Annotated in this window: 14 protein-coding genes; 5 read left to right on the top strand and 9 right to left on the bottom strand. The window is 71.7% G+C overall.

Features of this window, described 5'->3' with window-relative positions:
• Positions 1–29: 29 nt before the first annotated feature.
• The 7 genes from LQ326_RS38345 to LQ326_RS38315 all read right to left on the bottom strand — a co-directional run bounded on the left by LQ326_RS38345 (position 30) and on the right by LQ326_RS38315 (position 10,257).
• Positions 30–803: an SDR family NAD(P)-dependent oxidoreductase gene (locus LQ326_RS38345; RefSeq protein ID WP_234543697.1), complete on the bottom strand. Its 774-nt coding sequence runs from the start codon at positions 801–803 to the stop codon at positions 30–32.
• A gap of 40 nt (positions 804–843) precedes the next feature.
• Positions 844–2,907, bottom strand: a complete 2,064-nt coding sequence (locus LQ326_RS38340; RefSeq protein ID WP_234543696.1) for an alpha-galactosidase — start codon at positions 2,905–2,907, stop codon at positions 844–846.
• A complete protein-coding gene (locus LQ326_RS38335) occupies positions 2,904–3,764 on the bottom strand; it encodes a carbohydrate ABC transporter permease (RefSeq protein WP_234543695.1) in 861 nt (286 codons plus the stop codon). The genes LQ326_RS38340 and LQ326_RS38335 overlap by 4 nt, the downstream gene beginning before the upstream one ends.
• Positions 3,764–4,699: a carbohydrate ABC transporter permease gene (locus LQ326_RS38330; RefSeq protein WP_234543694.1), complete on the bottom strand. Its 936-nt coding sequence runs from the start codon at positions 4,697–4,699 to the stop codon at positions 3,764–3,766. The genes LQ326_RS38335 and LQ326_RS38330 overlap by 1 nt, the downstream gene beginning before the upstream one ends.
• 1 nt (position 4,700) lies before the next feature.
• Positions 4,701–5,990 (bottom strand): ABC transporter substrate-binding protein, encoded by a 1,290-nt coding sequence (locus LQ326_RS38325; protein WP_234543693.1) that lies wholly within the window; start codon positions 5,988–5,990, stop codon positions 4,701–4,703.
• A gap of 14 nt (positions 5,991–6,004) precedes the next feature.
• Complete coding sequence (locus LQ326_RS38320; RefSeq protein ID WP_234543692.1) at positions 6,005–8,230, bottom strand: glycoside hydrolase family 27 protein; 2,226 nt, start codon at positions 8,228–8,230, stop codon at positions 6,005–6,007.
• Positions 8,231–8,817: 587 nt separating this feature from the next.
• Positions 8,818–10,257 (bottom strand): aldehyde dehydrogenase, encoded by a 1,440-nt coding sequence (locus LQ326_RS38315; protein WP_234543691.1) that lies wholly within the window; start codon positions 10,255–10,257, stop codon positions 8,818–8,820.
• A 173-nt stretch (positions 10,258–10,430) separates the two neighbouring features.
• Here LQ326_RS38315 and LQ326_RS38310 point away from each other — a divergent pair, with 173 nt between their 5' ends.
• The gene (locus tag LQ326_RS38310; RefSeq protein WP_234543690.1) at positions 10,431–11,099 is read left to right on the top strand and encodes a TetR/AcrR family transcriptional regulator; all 669 of its coding nucleotides are present in this window, start codon (positions 10,431–10,433) and stop codon (positions 11,097–11,099) included.
• A gap of 358 nt (positions 11,100–11,457) precedes the next feature.
• Here the strand turns inward: LQ326_RS38310 and LQ326_RS48090 are convergent, their stop codons facing one another.
• Both LQ326_RS48090 and LQ326_RS38305 read right to left on the bottom strand, forming a co-directional pair.
• Positions 11,458–11,583 carry a hypothetical protein gene (locus tag LQ326_RS48090; protein ID WP_268208107.1) on the bottom strand — a complete coding sequence of 42 codons (126 nt, stop codon included), beginning with the start codon at positions 11,581–11,583 and terminating at the stop codon, positions 11,458–11,460.
• Positions 11,584–11,732: 149 nt separating this feature from the next.
• On the bottom strand, positions 11,733–12,233 hold the full coding sequence (locus LQ326_RS38305) for a cupin domain-containing protein (protein WP_234543689.1): 501 nt from the start codon (positions 12,231–12,233) through the stop codon (positions 11,733–11,735).
• A gap of 178 nt (positions 12,234–12,411) precedes the next feature.
• Between LQ326_RS38305 and LQ326_RS38300 the strand changes: the two genes are divergently transcribed.
• The 4 genes from LQ326_RS38300 to LQ326_RS38285 all read left to right on the top strand — a co-directional run bounded on the left by LQ326_RS38300 (position 12,412) and on the right by LQ326_RS38285 (position 16,610).
• The gene (locus LQ326_RS38300) at positions 12,412–13,407 is read left to right on the top strand and encodes a LysR family transcriptional regulator (RefSeq protein WP_234543688.1); all 996 of its coding nucleotides are present in this window, start codon (positions 12,412–12,414) and stop codon (positions 13,405–13,407) included.
• Positions 13,408–13,699: 292 nt separating this feature from the next.
• A complete protein-coding gene (locus LQ326_RS38295) occupies positions 13,700–13,957 on the top strand; it encodes an MDR/zinc-dependent alcohol dehydrogenase-like family protein (RefSeq protein WP_234543687.1) in 258 nt (85 codons plus the stop codon).
• A gap of 691 nt (positions 13,958–14,648) precedes the next feature.
• The gene (locus LQ326_RS38290; protein ID WP_234543686.1) at positions 14,649–15,485 is read left to right on the top strand and encodes an alpha/beta hydrolase; all 837 of its coding nucleotides are present in this window, start codon (positions 14,649–14,651) and stop codon (positions 15,483–15,485) included.
• A gap of 264 nt (positions 15,486–15,749) precedes the next feature.
• Positions 15,750–16,610 carry an MBL fold metallo-hydrolase gene (locus tag LQ326_RS38285; RefSeq protein ID WP_234543685.1) on the top strand — a complete coding sequence of 287 codons (861 nt, stop codon included), beginning with the start codon at positions 15,750–15,752 and terminating at the stop codon, positions 16,608–16,610.
• The last annotated feature ends 293 nt before the right edge of the window (positions 16,611–16,903 follow it).

The following is a 16,903-nucleotide window of genomic DNA, read 5'->3' as shown; positions in this document are numbered from 1 at the left end:
TTTCTGTTCAACGGCCGGTTCGGCGGGGCTCATGCGGAAGCCTTCACGACGCTCCAGCCGCCGTCCACGACGAGACTGGACCCGGTGATGTAGGAGGCCTCGTCGGCGCAGAGGAACGCGATCGCGGCGGCCACCTCCTCGGGCGTGCCGAAGCGGCGGGCGGCGGTCTGGGCGATGCTGCGTTCGCGTTCCTCGGGCGGCACCCGGTCCCAGGCCGCGGTCAGGACGGGCCCGGGAACCACCGCGTTGACGCGCACCTCGGGCCCGTACTCGACGGCGAGCTGTCCGCACAGGGAGAGCAGGCCGCCCTTGGCCGCGGCGTAGGCGGGGTGGCCGGGGATGCCGGCGTGGGCGTGCACCGACGAGGTGAGGACCACCGCGCCGCGGCGGGCGCGCAGGTCGGGCAGGACCGCCCGGACGCCGAGGAAGCCGCCGGTGAGGTTGACGGCGAGCTGCCGCTGCCAGGACGGCAGGGTCAGCTCGTGGGCCGGTACGACCTCGACGGTGTAGGCGTTGCTGACGAGCACGTCGACCGGGCCGAAGGCGTGCGCGGCGGTCACGATCCGTGCCCAGTCGTCCTCGGCGGCGACGTCCGCGTGCACGTACCTGGCCCGGCCGCCGTCCTTCTCGATTCCGTCCACCACGGCCCGGCCACGCTCGTCCGCGATGTCGGCGAGCACGACGGCGGCGCCCTCCCCGGCGAGGCGGGCGGCGGTGGCGGCTCCGATGCCGGAGGCGGCGCCGGTCACCACGGCGGTACGGCCGGTGAAGCGGGCACCGTACCGTCGTACGGACTGGTCCATCGGGCTCCTTAGAGGGTGAGCTGCTGGAAACATATGCGTCCTACAGGCGTCTGAGCACCACCAGGTCGGCATCGTGCCCGGCACTCCACGCGAACGGCAGGCCGTGGTGGCGCAGATGGGCTCCGCTGTACGACGCTCCGGTCGCCGTGTCCCGGTAGCGTGCCGCCGGGTCCAGGCCGCGCAGCCGCAGCCGGTCGGGGCGGCCGGGCAGCAGCGGTGCCCCGTCGAGGCGGCCGGTGGAGAGCGCGGCGACGACGGTACGGTCGCCGGCGTCGAACTGCACGCCGCAGGTGGGGTCGTCCGGTGTCCCGAGCAGCCGGGCCTCCCCGTGGTGGACGACGTCCCGCACCTCCTTGTAGCGGGCGATCCACCGGGCGGCCTCGGATCGCTGCTCCGGGGTCCAGGCGCGCAGGTCGGCGCCGATCCCGAGGACTCCGCACATGGCGTTGACGAAGCGGAAGGCGAGGCTGCGCGGGCGCGGGTCGAAGACGCCGGGGGCGTCGGTGACCCAGGAGCTCATGACGTGGGGCGCGTGGGCGTGCAGGAAGCCGTACTGGATGCGCAGCCGGTCCAGGGGCGCGGTGTTGTCGCTGGGCCAGACGACGTCGGTGCGGGCGAGGGTGGCGTGCTCGACCCGTCCGCCGCCGCCGGCGCAGCCCTCGACGGTGACGTCGGGGTGGGCGGCGCGCAGGTGGTCGAGGACCCGCAGGTATCCGGCGACGTGCTCCGCGTCCAGGTCGACCCGGTCGGCGGGACCGGCGCCGGGACGGCCGCGTTCGGTGGGCGGGCGGTTCATGTCCCACTTCAGATAGCCGATGGCGTAGGTGCCGAGCAGCCGGTCGAGGGTGGCGATCACGAAGTCCTGGACGTCGCTCCGGCCGAGGTCGAGCAGCAGCTGGTTGCGGACGAGACGGGCCGGCCGGCCGTCGACGCGGTAGACCCACTCGGGGTGTTCGGCGTGCAGCCGGCTGCCGGGGCTGACCGCCTCCGGTTCCACCCACAGGCCGAAGTCCAGGCCGAGGCCGCGGACGTCGGCGACGAACCGGTCGAAGCCCTGCGGGAAGGCCTGAGGGTCGGGGTACCAGTCGCCCAGTCCCCCGGTGTCGTCGCCGCGGCCGGTGAACCAGCCGTCGTCCACGACGAACAGCTCGGCCCCGAGGTCCGCGGCCGCCTTCGCCAGTTCCAGCTGACCGGCCGCGTCGACGTCGAAGCCGGTGGCCTCCCAGGAGTTGTAGAGCACCTTGCGGGGGCGGTGCAGCCGGTCGCCGGCCAGGCGGCGCTCGTAGCGGTGCCAGACCCGGGACAGACCGTCGAGTCCGTCCGCGCTGAAGGCGCAGGCGAGGCGGGGCGCCTTGAGGGTCTCCCCGGGGGCGATGCGTACGGCGCCCTCGTGCGGGACCCGTCCGGCCCGGACCCGAACGGCCCCGCCCGGTTCGGCTTCCGCCGTGATGTGCCAGTTGCCCGCCCATTCGAGGGCGACACCGTACGCGGCCTCCCCGTCCTGCACGACGAGCCAGGGCGCGTACGCGTGCCCTGCCACACCCTGCAGGCTGCCGATGCTGAACGTGCCCCTGGCGAGGTCGAGCCGGGTGTGCTGGAACTCCTGGGACCACTGCCCGGCGAGGCAGGTCAGCCGGGCCGCGCCCCTGACGGGAACGGTGACTGCGGCCGAGTCGAGCCGCTCCAGGCGGAGTTCGGCCGTGGCGGTGAACTCGGCCCAGCGCAGGATCACGTCGGTGCCGGGGACGGTCGCGTAGCACAGGACCGTCCGCAGGCCGGTCACCTCGTCCGTGAAGGCGAGCCGAAGAGCCCCCTGCGCCTCCTCGGCGCCGTCGAACTCCCACCACATGCCCCGCTCCCCGCCGGGAGTCGACACCACCAGCTCGGATCCGGTGAACGGCCGCAGCCCGTACGGCAGATACTCGGCCGGAGCCGCGTCGGCGGGCGTGATGAAGTGGGTGCGGTGGGACCAGTCCAGGGCGGACGGCCCGTCCTCGACGCCGAGCGGGCCCCAGGCGTCGAGCTCGGCCCAGGGGCCGTCCGGGGAGAGGCGGACGGTGTAGCTGGTGTGCTCCGTCCGCAAGGTCCAGCGCGGGTAGGTCACTTGACCGCCCCCAGGTTGAGGCCGGCCACGAAGTGCCGCTGGAAGCGCAGGAACACGGCGACCGTGGGCGCGGCGGCGATCACGGACCCGGCCGCGATCACGTTCCACATCGACACGTACTGGCCCTGGAGTCCGATGAGGGCGGCGGTGATCGGCATCTTGCTGTCGCTGCGCAGCACGGTGATCGCCCAGAGCAGGTCGTTGAAGATCCAGGTGAAGGAGAGCGCGCTGAGGGCGGCCAGGGCGGGGCGGGTCAGCGGCAGGATGATCCGCCGGAAGATCTGCCAGGGCCCGGCGCCGTCCACGACCGCCGCCTGCTGGATCTCCACCGGGATCGACCGCATGAACCCGTGCAGGACGAAGACGTAGAAGCCGACGCCGAAGCCGATCTGCACACCGATGAGCGCGGGCAGTGTGTCGTAGACGCCCATCACCTCGCTGAGCTTGGACACCGGGATGAGCAGGATCTGCGGCGGGAGCAGGTTGCCGCCGAGCATGAGCAGCAGCAAAGAGCGCCGGAAGGGGAGTTCGTAGCGGCTGAGGGCGAACGCGGCCATGGCGGCGAGGGCGAGGGTGACCAGGACGCAGGGGACGGTGACGAGCAGGCTGTTGATCAGGGCCTGCTGCTGGCCGCCGTCGGTCCAGGCCTGGCCGAAGTTGGACAGGGTGAAGGAGTGCGGCCGGCTGCCCAGGCCGTGGGCGGCGATGTCGTCGAAGGAGCGCAGGCTGGTCACCAGGACCAGGGCGATGGGCAGCAGCCACAGGACGGACAGGGCGCCGGCACCGAGGTGGAATCCGGCGGTGGCCGCTCTGCTGCGGCGCACCGCCGCCGAGTTGGCCGTGGCGTCGGCGGACATCAGTCGGCCTCCCGGAAGGCGCGCACGAGGTAGGAGGCGATGACCCCGAAGGCGAGGACGAAGATGACGACGGCCAGGGCGGAGCCGTAGCCGAGTCGCAGGGACTGGAAGGCGGTCGAGTACATGTAGGTGCTCAGCAGTTCGGACGAGTGGTAGGGGCCGCCGCGGGTGAGCGACCAGACGACGTCGAAGGAGCGCAGCGAGTCGATGACGATGACGGACAGGACGACCGCGTTGACACCGCGCAGTTGGGGCAGCGTGACATGCCGGAAGCGCTGCAGCGCGCTCGCGCCGTCGACCTTGGCGGCCTCGTAGAGCACGGGGTCGATGCCCTTCAGACCGGCGAGGTACAGGACCATGACGTAGCCGATCTGGCGCCACAGCGCGGGCACGATCACCGCGTACAGAGCGGTGTCCTGGTCCGCGAGCCAGGCGTGCCGGAGGCTGCCGAGGCCCACGGTGTCCAGCAGGCGGTTCAGGACGCCGTCGGGCTGGTAGATCGCCTGCCAGACCAGGGCGGTGGCGACCAGCGAGAAGACGACCGGCAGGAACAGGGCGGCCCGGTAGAAGCCGACCCCGCGCCGCTCCTGCTGGAGCAGCAGCGCGGCGGCGAGCCCCAGTACGGCGGACAGGCCGCCGAAGAGGACCAGCCACAGCACGGTGTGGCCGGCGGCGCTGCGGAAGACGTCGTCGTGGGCCATCTCCCGGAAGTTGTCCAGGCCGACGAACTGCGGCGGGGAGACGCCGTCCCACTTGGTCAGGGCGAGGTAGAAGCCCTGGAGGGCGGGCCAGAACACCCACAGGGCCTCGGCGAGCAGCGGTACCAGGACGAAGGCGAGGACCAGCGGCGGGGTGCGCCGGGGTCCCCGGGCCCGCCTGCCGCTGACGGGCGGGCGGGCCGGGGACCTCCTTTCGGGCGCGGTCAGGACGGCCATGTCAGGCGTTCCAGATCTTCTCGGCGTCCCGCTGCCAGTCGGTCAGGATGCCGCCGATCGACTTCGGCTCGGCCAGGAACCTGGTCAGGGCGGTGTCCGCGGTGGGCTGGAGGGCGTCGCTGGAGTCCCGGTTGAAGAACTGGGTGATCTCGGCGGCCGCGGCGACGTGCGCGCGGCCCTTCTTCACCAGCGCGGTACCGGCGTCCTTGGCGTCCGGGTTGCAGGGCAGCACGGTCCCGGAGGAGCCCTTGATGTAGATCTCCTGGGCCTCGGCCGTGGCGAGGTACTTCAGCAGGTGGAAGACCTGGTCGCGGCGGCCGCTGCGGGCGCTGGCGAAGTAGCCGTCGACCGGCGCCTCCTCGGCGAGCGGGACCTTGGAGTCGATGACCGGGAAGCGGAAGAAGTCGATGTCGTCCAGGGCGCTCTTGGGCGCGGCGTCGGCGAAGAAGGTGCCGATGAGCATCATGCCGCTGCGGCCGTTGAGCAGGGCGGTCGTCGCGTCCTGGAAGGCGACGGCGGTGCCGTTCGGGTCGAAGTAGGGCAGCACCTCCCGCCAGCGGTCGAAGACCTTGCGCACCTCGGGGTCGTCGAACCGGTGCTTGCCCGCGAGGAGTTCGCGGTGGTACTGGGCGCCGTTGATCCTGATGTCGAGGTAGTCGAACCAGGCCGACGCCACCCAGGGGGTGTTGCCGCCGGCGCCGAGCCCGATCGGGGTGACGCCCCTGCTCTTGAGCTTGTCGCACAGGTCGAGGAGGCCGTCCCAGCTCGTGGGCTCGCTCACGCCCCACTTGGCGAAGTCGGACTTCCGGTAGAACATGCCCCACCAGTAGTAGGTGTTGGGCACGAAGACCTTCTTGCCGGAGCTCGCGGTGCACAGCGAGTGCAGCGCCTTGGTGTACCGCTTGAGGTCGGGCGAGGAGTTCCACACCTCGTCGAGGCCGAGCAGCAGGTTCTTCTTGGCGTAGGCGTCCGCGACCGAGCCGGGGTACCAGGTGTACACGTCCGGCGGGTTGGCGGAGGTGAGGTAGGTCGGCAGCTGGGTGCGGAAGGTCTCGGCGGCGACCGTGTTGAGATCGGCCCTGCCGGACCCCTTCTTGGCGTAGGCCGCGACCAGGTCCTCCATCGCGGCCTTGGCCTGCGGGGCGGACAGGTTGGACTGGAGGGTCACCGCGCCCTTCGAGGAGCCCTTGCCGGAGGAGGCGGAGGTGACGCAGCCGCCGAGCAGCGCCGCGGTCCCGGCGGCACCGACTCCGGTGAGGAACCGCCGTCTGCTGGTCTGGGAAGTGGCCATGTCGGGTTCCTCGTTCACTTGAATCGGATCTGGTACACGTGGCCGTCGACGCCGCGGAACACCGCGTCCACGGCTCCGTCCGGGCCGGCGACCGCGCCGAGCGCGCCGTCGAACGCCGCGCTCGGGAACTCCTGCCGCTTGCTCCAGCCCTGCCAGGCGCCGTCGGCGTAGCGCTGCTGCCAGAGCGTGTAGTCGGCGGCCCGCGCGTACAGCAGCACCGTGTCCCCGGCGGTGACCAGGGTCGGGCTGCCGCTGACGGTTCCGCCGAGGGACGTCCACTCGGACCACTGCCCCGAGGTGTCCCGCGTGCGCGTCCACACGTCGTCCGCGGCGGTGCGTACGGCGACGTGGACGCGCCCCTGGGCGTCGACGACGGCGGACGGGCGGCCCTGGACCCCCCGGTCACCGGGCGTGCCGAGCGAGGACCAGCCGGAGTCCGGACCGCGCTGCACGACCGTGCCGTCGGCGCCGCGCGCGAACAGGGTCCAGTGGGTCGGGTCGGTGAAGGCGACGGACGGCGCGTCGGTCAGCTCCCCGCCCAGCGACTGCCATCGGCCCCACCGTCCGTCGGCGTGGACCCGCCGGTAGGCCCGCGAGTCGGCGCCGCGTACGAAGACGTCGACGCGGCCGCCGGCGGAGGCGTACGCGGCGGGCTGGCCCAGGATCCTGCCCTGCGCGGGACCGCCGAGGTCCTTCGTGCTCCCGTCGGTCCGCTCGACGAGCGAGCCGTGCGGCCCCCGGAAGAACGTGGCACCGTCGCTCACCACGGCCGGGCTCGCGGTCGCGGTCACGCCCAGGTCCGTCCCCGGCAGCGCGTCGGCGCCGGTCAGCCTGAGGAACGCGGTGCCGTGCGCGGGGACCTCGACGGTGTACGACCCGGTGTGCGTGCCCCGGTCGGCGCGCGCCCGCAGGTCACGGACGCGCACCGGGCCGCCGAGGCCGGCGTCGGCGAACTGCACGGTGCGGAGCGCGGGTTGGCCGGAACGGTTGAGCAGCACGACGGCACGCTGCCCGTCCCCCCGCAGCACCTTGCTGTAGACGTCGCCGACCGAGTCGGTCGCCACCCGCACCCCCTGGACCGCGAGGGGGTCCTGGTCCACCGCGATGATCTCCGGATTGCGGAGGGTCCTGATCATCGCGTCGGGCAGCGTGCGCGGGTCGGAGCCCAGCATCAGCGGTGAGCCCATCTCGGCCCACATCACGAACTGGGTGGTGGACTCCTCCTGGGTGAGCTCGTACGTCCCGTCGGTCATCTTCCGCATGGGGATGAGGTAGTCGGGGTCGTTGTAGTGGCCGGGGCCCTGTGCCTCGGGGTGCCAGGCGTTGGCGTCCATGTTGCGCAGGATGTCGGGCCACTCGCCGGGGCTGGGGGTGCCCCAGGCGATGTCGGTGCCGGTGCGCCAGGAGTCGGCGATCGCCGGGGCGTAGACGTAGGTGTTGTGGGCGTCCTGCTCGGGGGTGTGCGGCAGGCCCCAGTCGTCGGTGAGCGGGTTGCAGAGGTTCAGCAGCATCCTGCGGCCGGACTTGGCGACCGCGTCACTGAACTCCTTGTAGGCGGGCCCCGGGTCGAGCTTCGCGCCGATCCCGCAGAGGAAGTCGACCTTGATCGCGTCGATCTTCCAGCTCGCGAACTGCCGTGCGTCCTGGTCGTAGTACCCGCGGCTGCCCAGACCGCAGCTCCTGCCGCCGTCGTAGGTGCCGGCGTCGGTGTAGATACCGGCCCGCAGCCCCCGTTCGTGCAGGTAGGAGACGAGGGCCGGGATGCCGGAGGGGAAGCGGTCGGGGTTGGCCGCCAACCGGCCCTGGGCATCCCGGGGGTTGTCGGCCTGCCAGCCGCCGTCCAGCCACACGATGTCGTAGCCGCTGTCCCGCAGACCGCTGCTGACCAGCTTGTCGGCGACGGCGCGCACCTCGCTCTCGGTGGGCGCGCCGAGCCCGTAGTAGGTGTTCCAGCCCATGTAGGGCGTCGGTGCGAGGCCGCTGTCGTAGGCGGCGGGTGCGCCCTGGTCGACGGCCGTCTGCGCGGCGGCGCGGGGGGGCACGGTGGCGGCCAGGACCACCGCGACGGCGGCCGCGAGGGCGGGCCGGGCGAACGGGTGGAACCGGGGTCTGCGTACGGGCGGGTGCGAGATCACGTGCGTCTCCCAGGGGTCGGGAAGCAGGAGAACGGGACGCGGGCCGCTCTGCCGGAGCGGGCCTTCGACGTCACGGCGACGACTGTGGCTCGCGGCCGAAATCATGTCAAGAATAATTACTAATTTAATAGAAGTAGGGCCAGGGTGAGCCCAGAGTCTTGACAGGCCTCACCCGCGAGAGCAGTGTTCCGCAACGTCGCCACGGCGCTGGCAACGTTGTCTTCACCCTGACGCCCGACTCGAACTCCCCTGATCGGGGCCGTCGTTCAGCTGGGACTACTCAATTCCACCGACCCGTCGTGCCGTCTGGCCGCCGAAACCACACTGCCGGCCGGATCCGGGCTCGGCACGGGACCGTTCGCCACCATCGCCATGGCCAGTTCCGGACAGCCGTGGCGGGGGGGCTGTCAGAGCTGCCGGAGAGCCAGCCGCCTCACGGCCCCCGCCTTCCGCTGACCGAGAGGAGCGGATGCGCACCGCGCCACCCGGGCACCGATCGCTGTAGACGGGCGACCGGTGCCGGTCCGCCGAGAGGGCGACGGGGCGACGGGGCGACGGGACGGCCATGCACCACATTGCGGCGTCACCGCGGTCGCGGACGGGTGAGGTGCGCGTCCGTCAACCACGTTCTGCGGTCTGCCGGTTGGCATGCCGTGGCGCGCCCGTGCGGGCTGGGCACGCCGTGCCGTGCGTCAGGAGGCTATCGTCTTGTACTCGACGTACTGGCCAAGCCCGACCGTGCCGAACTCCCTGCCGATGCCGCTGTTCTTGAATCCCCCGAAGGGGGCGTCGAAGGAGAACGGCGCGCCGTTGACGGAGAAGGTGCCGGTGCGGATGCGCCGCGCGATCTCCAGCGCGCGGCCCTCGTCGGCCGTCCAGACACCGCCGCCGAGACCGTAGGGGGAGTCGTTGGCGATGCGCACCGCCTCGTCGTCGTCCCCGAACGGTATGACCACGAGCACCGGGCCGAAGATCTCCTCCCGCGCGATGGTCATCGAGTTGTCGACATCGGCGAAGAGGGTGGGGGTGACGTAGTAGCCGCCTTCCAGGCCGGCCGGCACCTCGGGGCCGCCCGTGACGAGCCGGGCACCCTCCCGGATGCCCGTCTCGATGTAGGAGCGCACGCGCGCCTGCTGATCGGCCCTGACCATGGGACCGACGAAGGTACCGGGGTCGCCGGGATCTCCGACGGTCAGCGACTCGACGAGGTCCTTCAGCCTGTGCACGGCCTCGTCGTAGCGGCTGCGGTGCACCAGGATCCGGGTGTGGGCGACGCAGGCCTCGCCGTTGTTGGCGAAGGAGAGGAACTTCAGCCCCTCCACCATGGCGTCGAGGTCGGCGTCCTCCAGCACGATGGCGGCGGACTTGCCGCCGAGTTCCAGACTCACCCGCTTCAGCTGCCGACCGGCGATGGCCGCGATGGCGCGTCCGGCGCCCGTCGAACCGGTGAAGGCGATCTTGTCGACATCGGGGTGGGAGACGAGGTGTTCACTGGTCTCGCGGTCTGCCGGCAGGATGCTGACCACCCCCTCCGGCACACCCGCGGCGGTGAGGATCTCCCCCAGCAGCAGCGTGACGAGGGCGTTCTCGGGCGAGGACTTGAGGACGACGGTGCAGCCCGCCAGCAGGGCGGGGACGATCTTGACGAGTGCGGACTGGTGCGGCGCGTTCCAGGGGATGACGGCGGCGACGACTCCCACCGGCTCCCGGCGCACGAGGATGCGGCCGCCCGCGCCGTCGGTCCGGGGCATCTCCTCCTCCCAGGGCAGGGCGGCCGCGGCGCGCAGGAAGGCGTCGGTCTGCTGGGACAGCGCGGCCGCCGTCCAACCGGTGAACCAGCGGGCGCTGCCGTTCTCGGCCGTGGTGAGGTCGGCGATCTCCTCGGCGCGCTTGGCGTAGAGGTCGTTGAAACGGACGACCACCTCATGCCGCTCGGCCGGGGTCATGCGCGGCCAGGGGCCCTCGTCGAAGGCCTTGCGTGCGATGGCGACCGCCAGGTCCACATCGGGCTTCGTGGCCTCGGCGGCCCGCCCGACGAGGGATCGGTCGTGCGGGGAGCGGACCTCCAGCAGTTCCTTCTTGACCGGTTCGGTCCAACGTCCGCCGATGTACAGCTTGTCGTACGTGATCACTGAGAGTCCCTTTCACGAGGGTGTGGGCACGGGAAGCGAAGGAGGACGGCGAGTGAGGGCACCGGCTCGCACGGATGGCGTGCGCCCGGCACAGCCGGACTCCCTGCCGCTCGACCAACTTAACGCAACAGCGTTCACTAAACAAGTGAACAGCGTTTTGCTAAATTGGCGGAGTGAACGAGTTGCCTCCCCACGTACGACGTGCACGCAGGCCGGAGCACAAGGAACTGCGACTTGCCGCGATCATGGACGCGGCGCGCTCCCTGGCCCTGGAGAAGGGTGTACGCGCGGTGACCCTGACCGACATCGCCGCCCGGACGGGCATCAACAAGTCGGCGGTCCTGCGCTACGTCGAGACCCGCGAGGACATCTACCTGCGGCTCACCGCCGAGTGCTGGACACGATGGGCAAACGATCTGCGGGCGGCGCTGGAGGGGCGGACGGACGGCACGGCCGACGAACTGGCCAGGGCACTGAGCCGGACCCTCGTGGACCAGCCGCTGTTGTGCGACCTGCTCGCGCACGCGGCGCTTCACCTCGAGCGCCACGTCTCCGCCGAAGCCGTCCTGACGTACAAGTTGGCGGCACTCGCCGCCCTGGACGACATGGCGAGGACCGGCGCCCGCTTCCAGCCGGCCCTGGACGAAGCGGCCACCCGGGAACTCGTCAGCACGGTCAGCCTGGTCGCCGGCGCCCTGTGGCAGATCTCCACCCCACCCGAAGCCCTGGCCCGTCTCTACGCGGAGGAACCCCGCCTCGCCCACGCGATCGTCGACTTCCCACCCCGCCTGACCAGCACCGCCCGCACCGTCGCCGCCGGTCTGGCCACCCGCACCGGATGAGCCGTCCACCAAACGCACGGCCACCGGCAGGGCGAGCCGGACGCCGCCGACGGCCGCCGCTTCGACCAGCACAACACCCAGACCGGCCGACTCGGCCGCCCCCCGCCCGGCCGCCGCCTTCGCCGGGCACCCCCTGGGACTCGTGGGACAACCTGGGGCGCGCGAGCGGCCGGGCCGAGGGATCGCCCCGGCGGCCGAGTCGGCCCAGCGCCCCTCCTCTCGGGTGACCGGTGCCCGCAACGGAAGAAGTCGAGTCGTTCACCGTCGCACCTGAGCGGATCGGCCAGTTGCACGCCGCACGCCCGAAAGGGGCAGCACGGCGCGGTCGGCGCACGGCGTCGGCCCGGGTGCGGGGCGGTCAGACCGCGTGCTCCGAGGAGCGGTGCAGCGTCAGGCCGAGTTGTACGGCCACCTGCCGGCCGACCAGGAACGACGGTCCGTAGCCGAGCGCCGCCGCCTTCCGTGCGGTGGCAGCCTTCCGCATGCGGCCCCACACCCTCCTACGGTGGTGTTCTCAGGGCTCACCACGGGCGTGACGGCGGCCGGCGGCCCTGAGGTTTCGCACGTGAGCGGCCAGGGGGACGGACCCGCCGGGGTGCGGGTCCGCCTCGCTCGGAGGACCGGGCCCCGGGCTCACGGGAGCAGCGGCGGGCCGACGATCTGGATGCCGTAGAAGGACGCGATGCGGGTCAGTTCCTGCGGGTCGGGGACTTCACCGGCCGAGGGGTCCTGGCCGGTGGCGAGGGGGACGCCGATCTCGGCGACGAACTCGTCGAAGCCGCCGCCGGGGGTGTACAGGGTCAGGAACCGTGCCTGCGGTGAGGTGACGACGAAGCCGTGGGCGAGTCCCCTGGGCAGCATGGCCAGGCCGCCCGCCCCCACGCCGCGCACCTCGTTGCCGACCTCGACCCGCAGCGTGCCTTCGAGGACCAGGAACGTCTCCTCGTCCGACTCGTGCAGGTGCAGCGGGGACATGTAGCCGCGTTCCCCGGTGTGCTCCAGGAGGGCGTACGCCCCCGCGGTGTCGGTGGCCCTGGCCCGCATGCGGACCAGGCCCCCCAGGAAATGGACGGCGGTCTGGGTGCCGGGGTCCGTCAGGACAGGGGCGGCTGTGTTGCCGGACAGGGACGTCACGTGTTCCTCGCTTCCGATGCGGGTTGCGTCCATCCCAGCGGAGGGCGTCCACGACCGTCCAAGACCGTTTCGTCATCAGGTGATGCCATGACGGAATACCCTCTTGGACGTGTGGGTTGTCCGCCACGGACATAGGTGTGCCGCGTCCGGCGTCTCGACCGCGAAGGTGACTTATTCTGTGAACACGTCAGAACCGCCCTTCGGGACGACACCGTCCGAGCCGGACGTGGAGCCCCGGCTGCTGAGAGCCTTCCTCGCCGTCGCACGGGAGGGGCACTTCCGGCACGCCGCGAGCAGCATCGGCGTCGCCCAGCCGGCGCTCAGCAGACAGGTGCAGCAGTTGGAACGGCTGCTCGGCGTGGCGCTCTTCGACCGGACGTCCCGGGGCGCCGAACTCACCGCGGCCGGCCGGTTGATCGCGCCACACGCCGAGCGGGCACTGGCACAGAACCGGCGGCTGGTCCTCGCCGCCCGGTCGGTCGCCGAGGGCCGCGCCGATTCGGTGATGTTGACGGTGTCGGCACCACTGCCAGGGCCACCCGGCGGCCTCCTCGCCGAGACGCTGCGGTCCTTCCGCACCGCACACCCCCATGTGCAGGTGTCGGTGACCGGCCTGGACGACCACGACGAGACGGCCGCGCTCGCCGGTGGGCGGGTCGACGCGGTGCTCACCTGGAACGAGTACCCGGCCGACGGATGTGTGAGCGAGGCGCTGATCGAGGAACACACCAGTGCTCTCGTGGCACGGGGCCACCCGAAGGCATGCGCGGAAGAGGTCACGGTCTCCGACCTGGCCGATGACCCACTGCTCTTCCCCTTGCGTGAACGCGGCCACTGCTGGGCGCAGTTGCAGGCCGCCGCGCAGGCCGCGCGGGTCGGTCTGAACGTGGTGCCGACAGCGCCCTCGGCGGTGACGGACCTGGTCGCGGCGGGGCTCGGGGTGTCGGCGGTTCCTGCCTCCTTCCGGTTCGCCGAGCGTCCGGAAGTGGCCTTCGTGCCGATACGCGGGCTCTACAACCGCATGAGCGTCATGTGGCGCGGCGACGACGACTCGGGTGCGGTGGCCGGCTTCGTCGCCATGTGCCGGTTGACGGCCCGTGGCCTCTCCGCCGCACACCCCGACGTGTGGCGGCTGCCCGACAGCCGTACGCCGGCCACGACACCACCAGCCTGAGCACGTCCTTCCCGCCGTCGTGGGCATGGACGAGACACCTGTTACCGCGCGTGTGACGCCGGCGGCTGGTCGCGTGCGGAACCGCCCACCTCGGAATACGCCGGCGGGTGACATTCGGTGGCGAAGGCACACCCACATTGTGTCCACAACGATGGCCGAGGATGGGGAAGGCACGGGGTGTGGGACGGCGTCACCGTCGCCGTCGAGGGCCCGCGCCGTGCACCAGGGACGGGGCCGGGCTGTCACATGTGGCCATGCCGGCTGCCGTCGTCACACGTGAGGGAGACCAAGCATGCCTGTGTACCGCGCTGTCGAGGTCGCGCCGGACGGCGGTCTGCGGCTCACCGGGCGAGAGCTGGTCCAGCCGGCCGCGGGCCACGTACGGATCCTCACCGGGACACCCGCCGGCAACGGACACCATCTGCGCTTCGCCGAGGCGCATGACATCGCTCCGCTCACGGAACAGGAGGAACTCGCCGACGCCGCGCACGCCTACGACCGCATGCTCCGCGGCGCGGCCCGCTTCCGCATGGTCCTGACCCCGTGCTGACCGGAGAACGCGAGATCCACCGGTACGGGCCTCCCGCCGTCGCGGGACGGCCGAACCACCCTTCCGCAGGGAGACCCGGGCAAGCATGACTCGCATGGACAACACGTTCGACCACATCGTCGTGGGCGGCGGCAGCGCCGGATCCTTCCTGGCGTCGCTCATCCTCAGGCAGTGACAGCACACCCGTCACCCGGTCACAGGCGACCCTGAGCGACGGGGCCGAGGCCGAGAGGCTCTTCGCCCTCGCGCTCTCGGTGCCCGAGGCCGAAGCGATCCACTACGAGCGGGCCCGCACACACGGCGTTCGGCGAACGGCTTCGCGGGCCGCAACGGGTACGGAAAGTGTGCGCCGGTTGCGTCACGTGCCTCCGCCGACCCGCACCAGTTCACGGCCTGCCCCACCACCCGGACGACGGGTTCGTCGCCGTACCCCTCAGGAGGGCACACGTGTGCCGGGTCGGTGACACACCAGAGGAGCTTGGCCGTGCGCGCGACACCCACAAACCGTCCACACCGCCGGAGGATGCTGGGACAGCGCCGCCGCGACGCCCGGCGCGGACGACCGGGCACCGGCCGTGGCCGGGAACCGCCGGGGTCCGGCCTCCGCACGGACACACGCCTCGACCGCTCGTCACCCGGACGCCGGGCGCACCCACTCCGACCGCACACCATCCGATGACAGGAGTCACCCATGACCAGCTACCTGGCCGACTCGGCCGAGACGCGTTACGTCGACGGCCCCGAAGGCGAGCGCTTCGCCTACCGTCGTTTCGGACGCGAGGGGACCCGCCCGCTCGTCATGCACATGCGTCTGCGCGGCACCATCGATCACTGGGACCCGGCTTTCCTCGATCTGCTGGCGGCACAGCGCGAGGTCATCGTCTTCGACAACCGCGGCACCAACTTCTCCACCGGCACACCGCCGGTGACCATGGACGGCCTCGTGCAGGGCTCTCTGGCCTTCATCGGCGCCCTGGGCCTGACCGACATCGACGTGCTGGGCTGGTCCATGGGCGGCATCGTCGCCCAGGGCGTCGCCCTGGCCGCGCCGCAACTGGTGCACCGCCTGGTGGTCTCCGGCAGTTCGCCCGGTGGTGTTCCCGACCTGCCCGCCCCGCCGGCGCGTGTCGCCCAGACCACCGGCAAGCCGGACAACGGCGACGAGGACTTCCTCTACCTCTTCTACCCGGAGACCGAGAAGGCGCGGGCCGCCGGCCTGGCGTCCCTGCGGCGGCTGGACCACCGGCTCAAGCAGTCGAACGCCGCGGTGAGCGACGAGGCCTTCCGTGGTCAGCTGGCCGCCATCGGCAGCTTCAAGGGCTACTGGGAGCGGCAGGAGGAGCTCACCCTGCCCGTCCTGGTCGCCAACGGCGCCCACGACGTGATGATCCACGCCTACGCCACCTACGCGATGTCGCAGCGGCTGCCGGACGCCAAGGTCGTCCTGTACAGCGACGCCGGACACGGGTTCCTCTTCCAGCACCCCGAGGACTTCGCCCACGAGGTCAACCGCTTCCTCTCCCTCTGAGCGAGACCGGCGCCGAGCCACCGGTGCCGGGCAGGAGAGAAGGCACCTCCCGGTCGGCCATCAAGAAATGCGTGTCGCAGTCCGGGGGTGGCAGGACCACCGCACGCCCGAGTCGGGCGAGGCGTCGGCGAGATCACGCCGACGGGCCGCTGCCGGTGGACCGCACACCGCCGACGAGTGCACAAACACTCCACCGACCGCGCCCACGGTGGCACCGGGCGTAGCAGAATCCACCACTGTCAGTACGGGAACGGAGCAGCACGGATGCTGTCGATCGACGTCTTCACCAGCGACTACAAGCCCATCGCCGGCCCAGTGCGGGGCTGGGACACGCGGCAGCGGGCCACCTGGCCCGCCAGCACGGCGACACTCGTGCACGGCCCCCGCGAGGCCGCGCTCGTCGACGCGCTCATCACGGCCGAGGAGGCACACGATCTCACCGACTGGATCCGGGCCACCGGCAAAGTCCTGACCACGGTCTACGTCACCCATGGCCACGCGGACCACTTCCTGGGACTGTCCGTCGTCCTCGACGCCTTCCCCGACGCGGTGGCGGTGGCGCTGCCCGAGGTGGTGCCGCTCGCCGAGGAACAGCTCAGCGGCCCCTACCTGGCCTACTGGGAGTCCCTCTTCCCGGGCGGGCTGCCGGACCGGCGGGTGGCTCCTCGCTCCCTGGCCGGCGACGTGATCGGCGTCGACGGGCACGAGCTGAGGCCGGTACGTGTGGGCCAGAGCGACACCGACCCCTCGAGTGTGGTGCACGTCCCGGACCTGGACGCCGTGGTGGGCGGGGACGTCGCCTACAACGGCATCCACATGTGGCTCGCGCAGACGGACCGGGCGGCGCGCAGCCGCTGGCATGACGCGCTGGACATCGTCGAGGACCTGCGCCCGCGACGGCTGGTCGCCGGGCACCAGCACCCCGGTGCCGACGAGACGGACGCCGCCGGGATCATCGCCGCCTCCCGCCGCTACCTCACCGACTTCGACGCCGCGGTGGAGGCCGGCCGAGACGCCGCCGACGTGATCAGGACGATGACGGCGGCACATGGTGAGCGCGGCAACCCGTACACGCTGTACGTGTCGGCCACCTCCCAGTACGCGGCGGAGGCTGCGGACGACTGACGCCGGACCTGGACGCCGACCGCAGCCAGCATGCGTCCGTCCACCATACGGCCGTTCCCTCCTGGGCCCGGCCGTGCAGGTGGCCAGGACACGACGTGTGCGAGAAGTGGGCCACAAAGTTTCCACATACGCCGGTCATGCTCGTCACGTGGCGCCGAGCAGCCCGCCAGGCCGGGCCGTTCACAGCACCGGGACGGTTTTCCCGAAACACGTTTGTGACCCGTCGCCCACACACCCACTGCGCATCGCACACTGTCCGCCAGGGAGAAGCGATGGCCTCACACACCCACCAG

Source organism: Streptomyces shenzhenensis, from assembly GCF_021462265.1.
In the GTDB taxonomy this organism is placed as follows: domain Bacteria; phylum Actinomycetota; class Actinomycetes; order Streptomycetales; family Streptomycetaceae; genus Streptomyces; species Streptomyces shenzhenensis.
The sequence above is the reverse complement of the archived record's forward strand: the minus strand, read 5'-3'. Positions and strand labels throughout refer to the sequence as shown.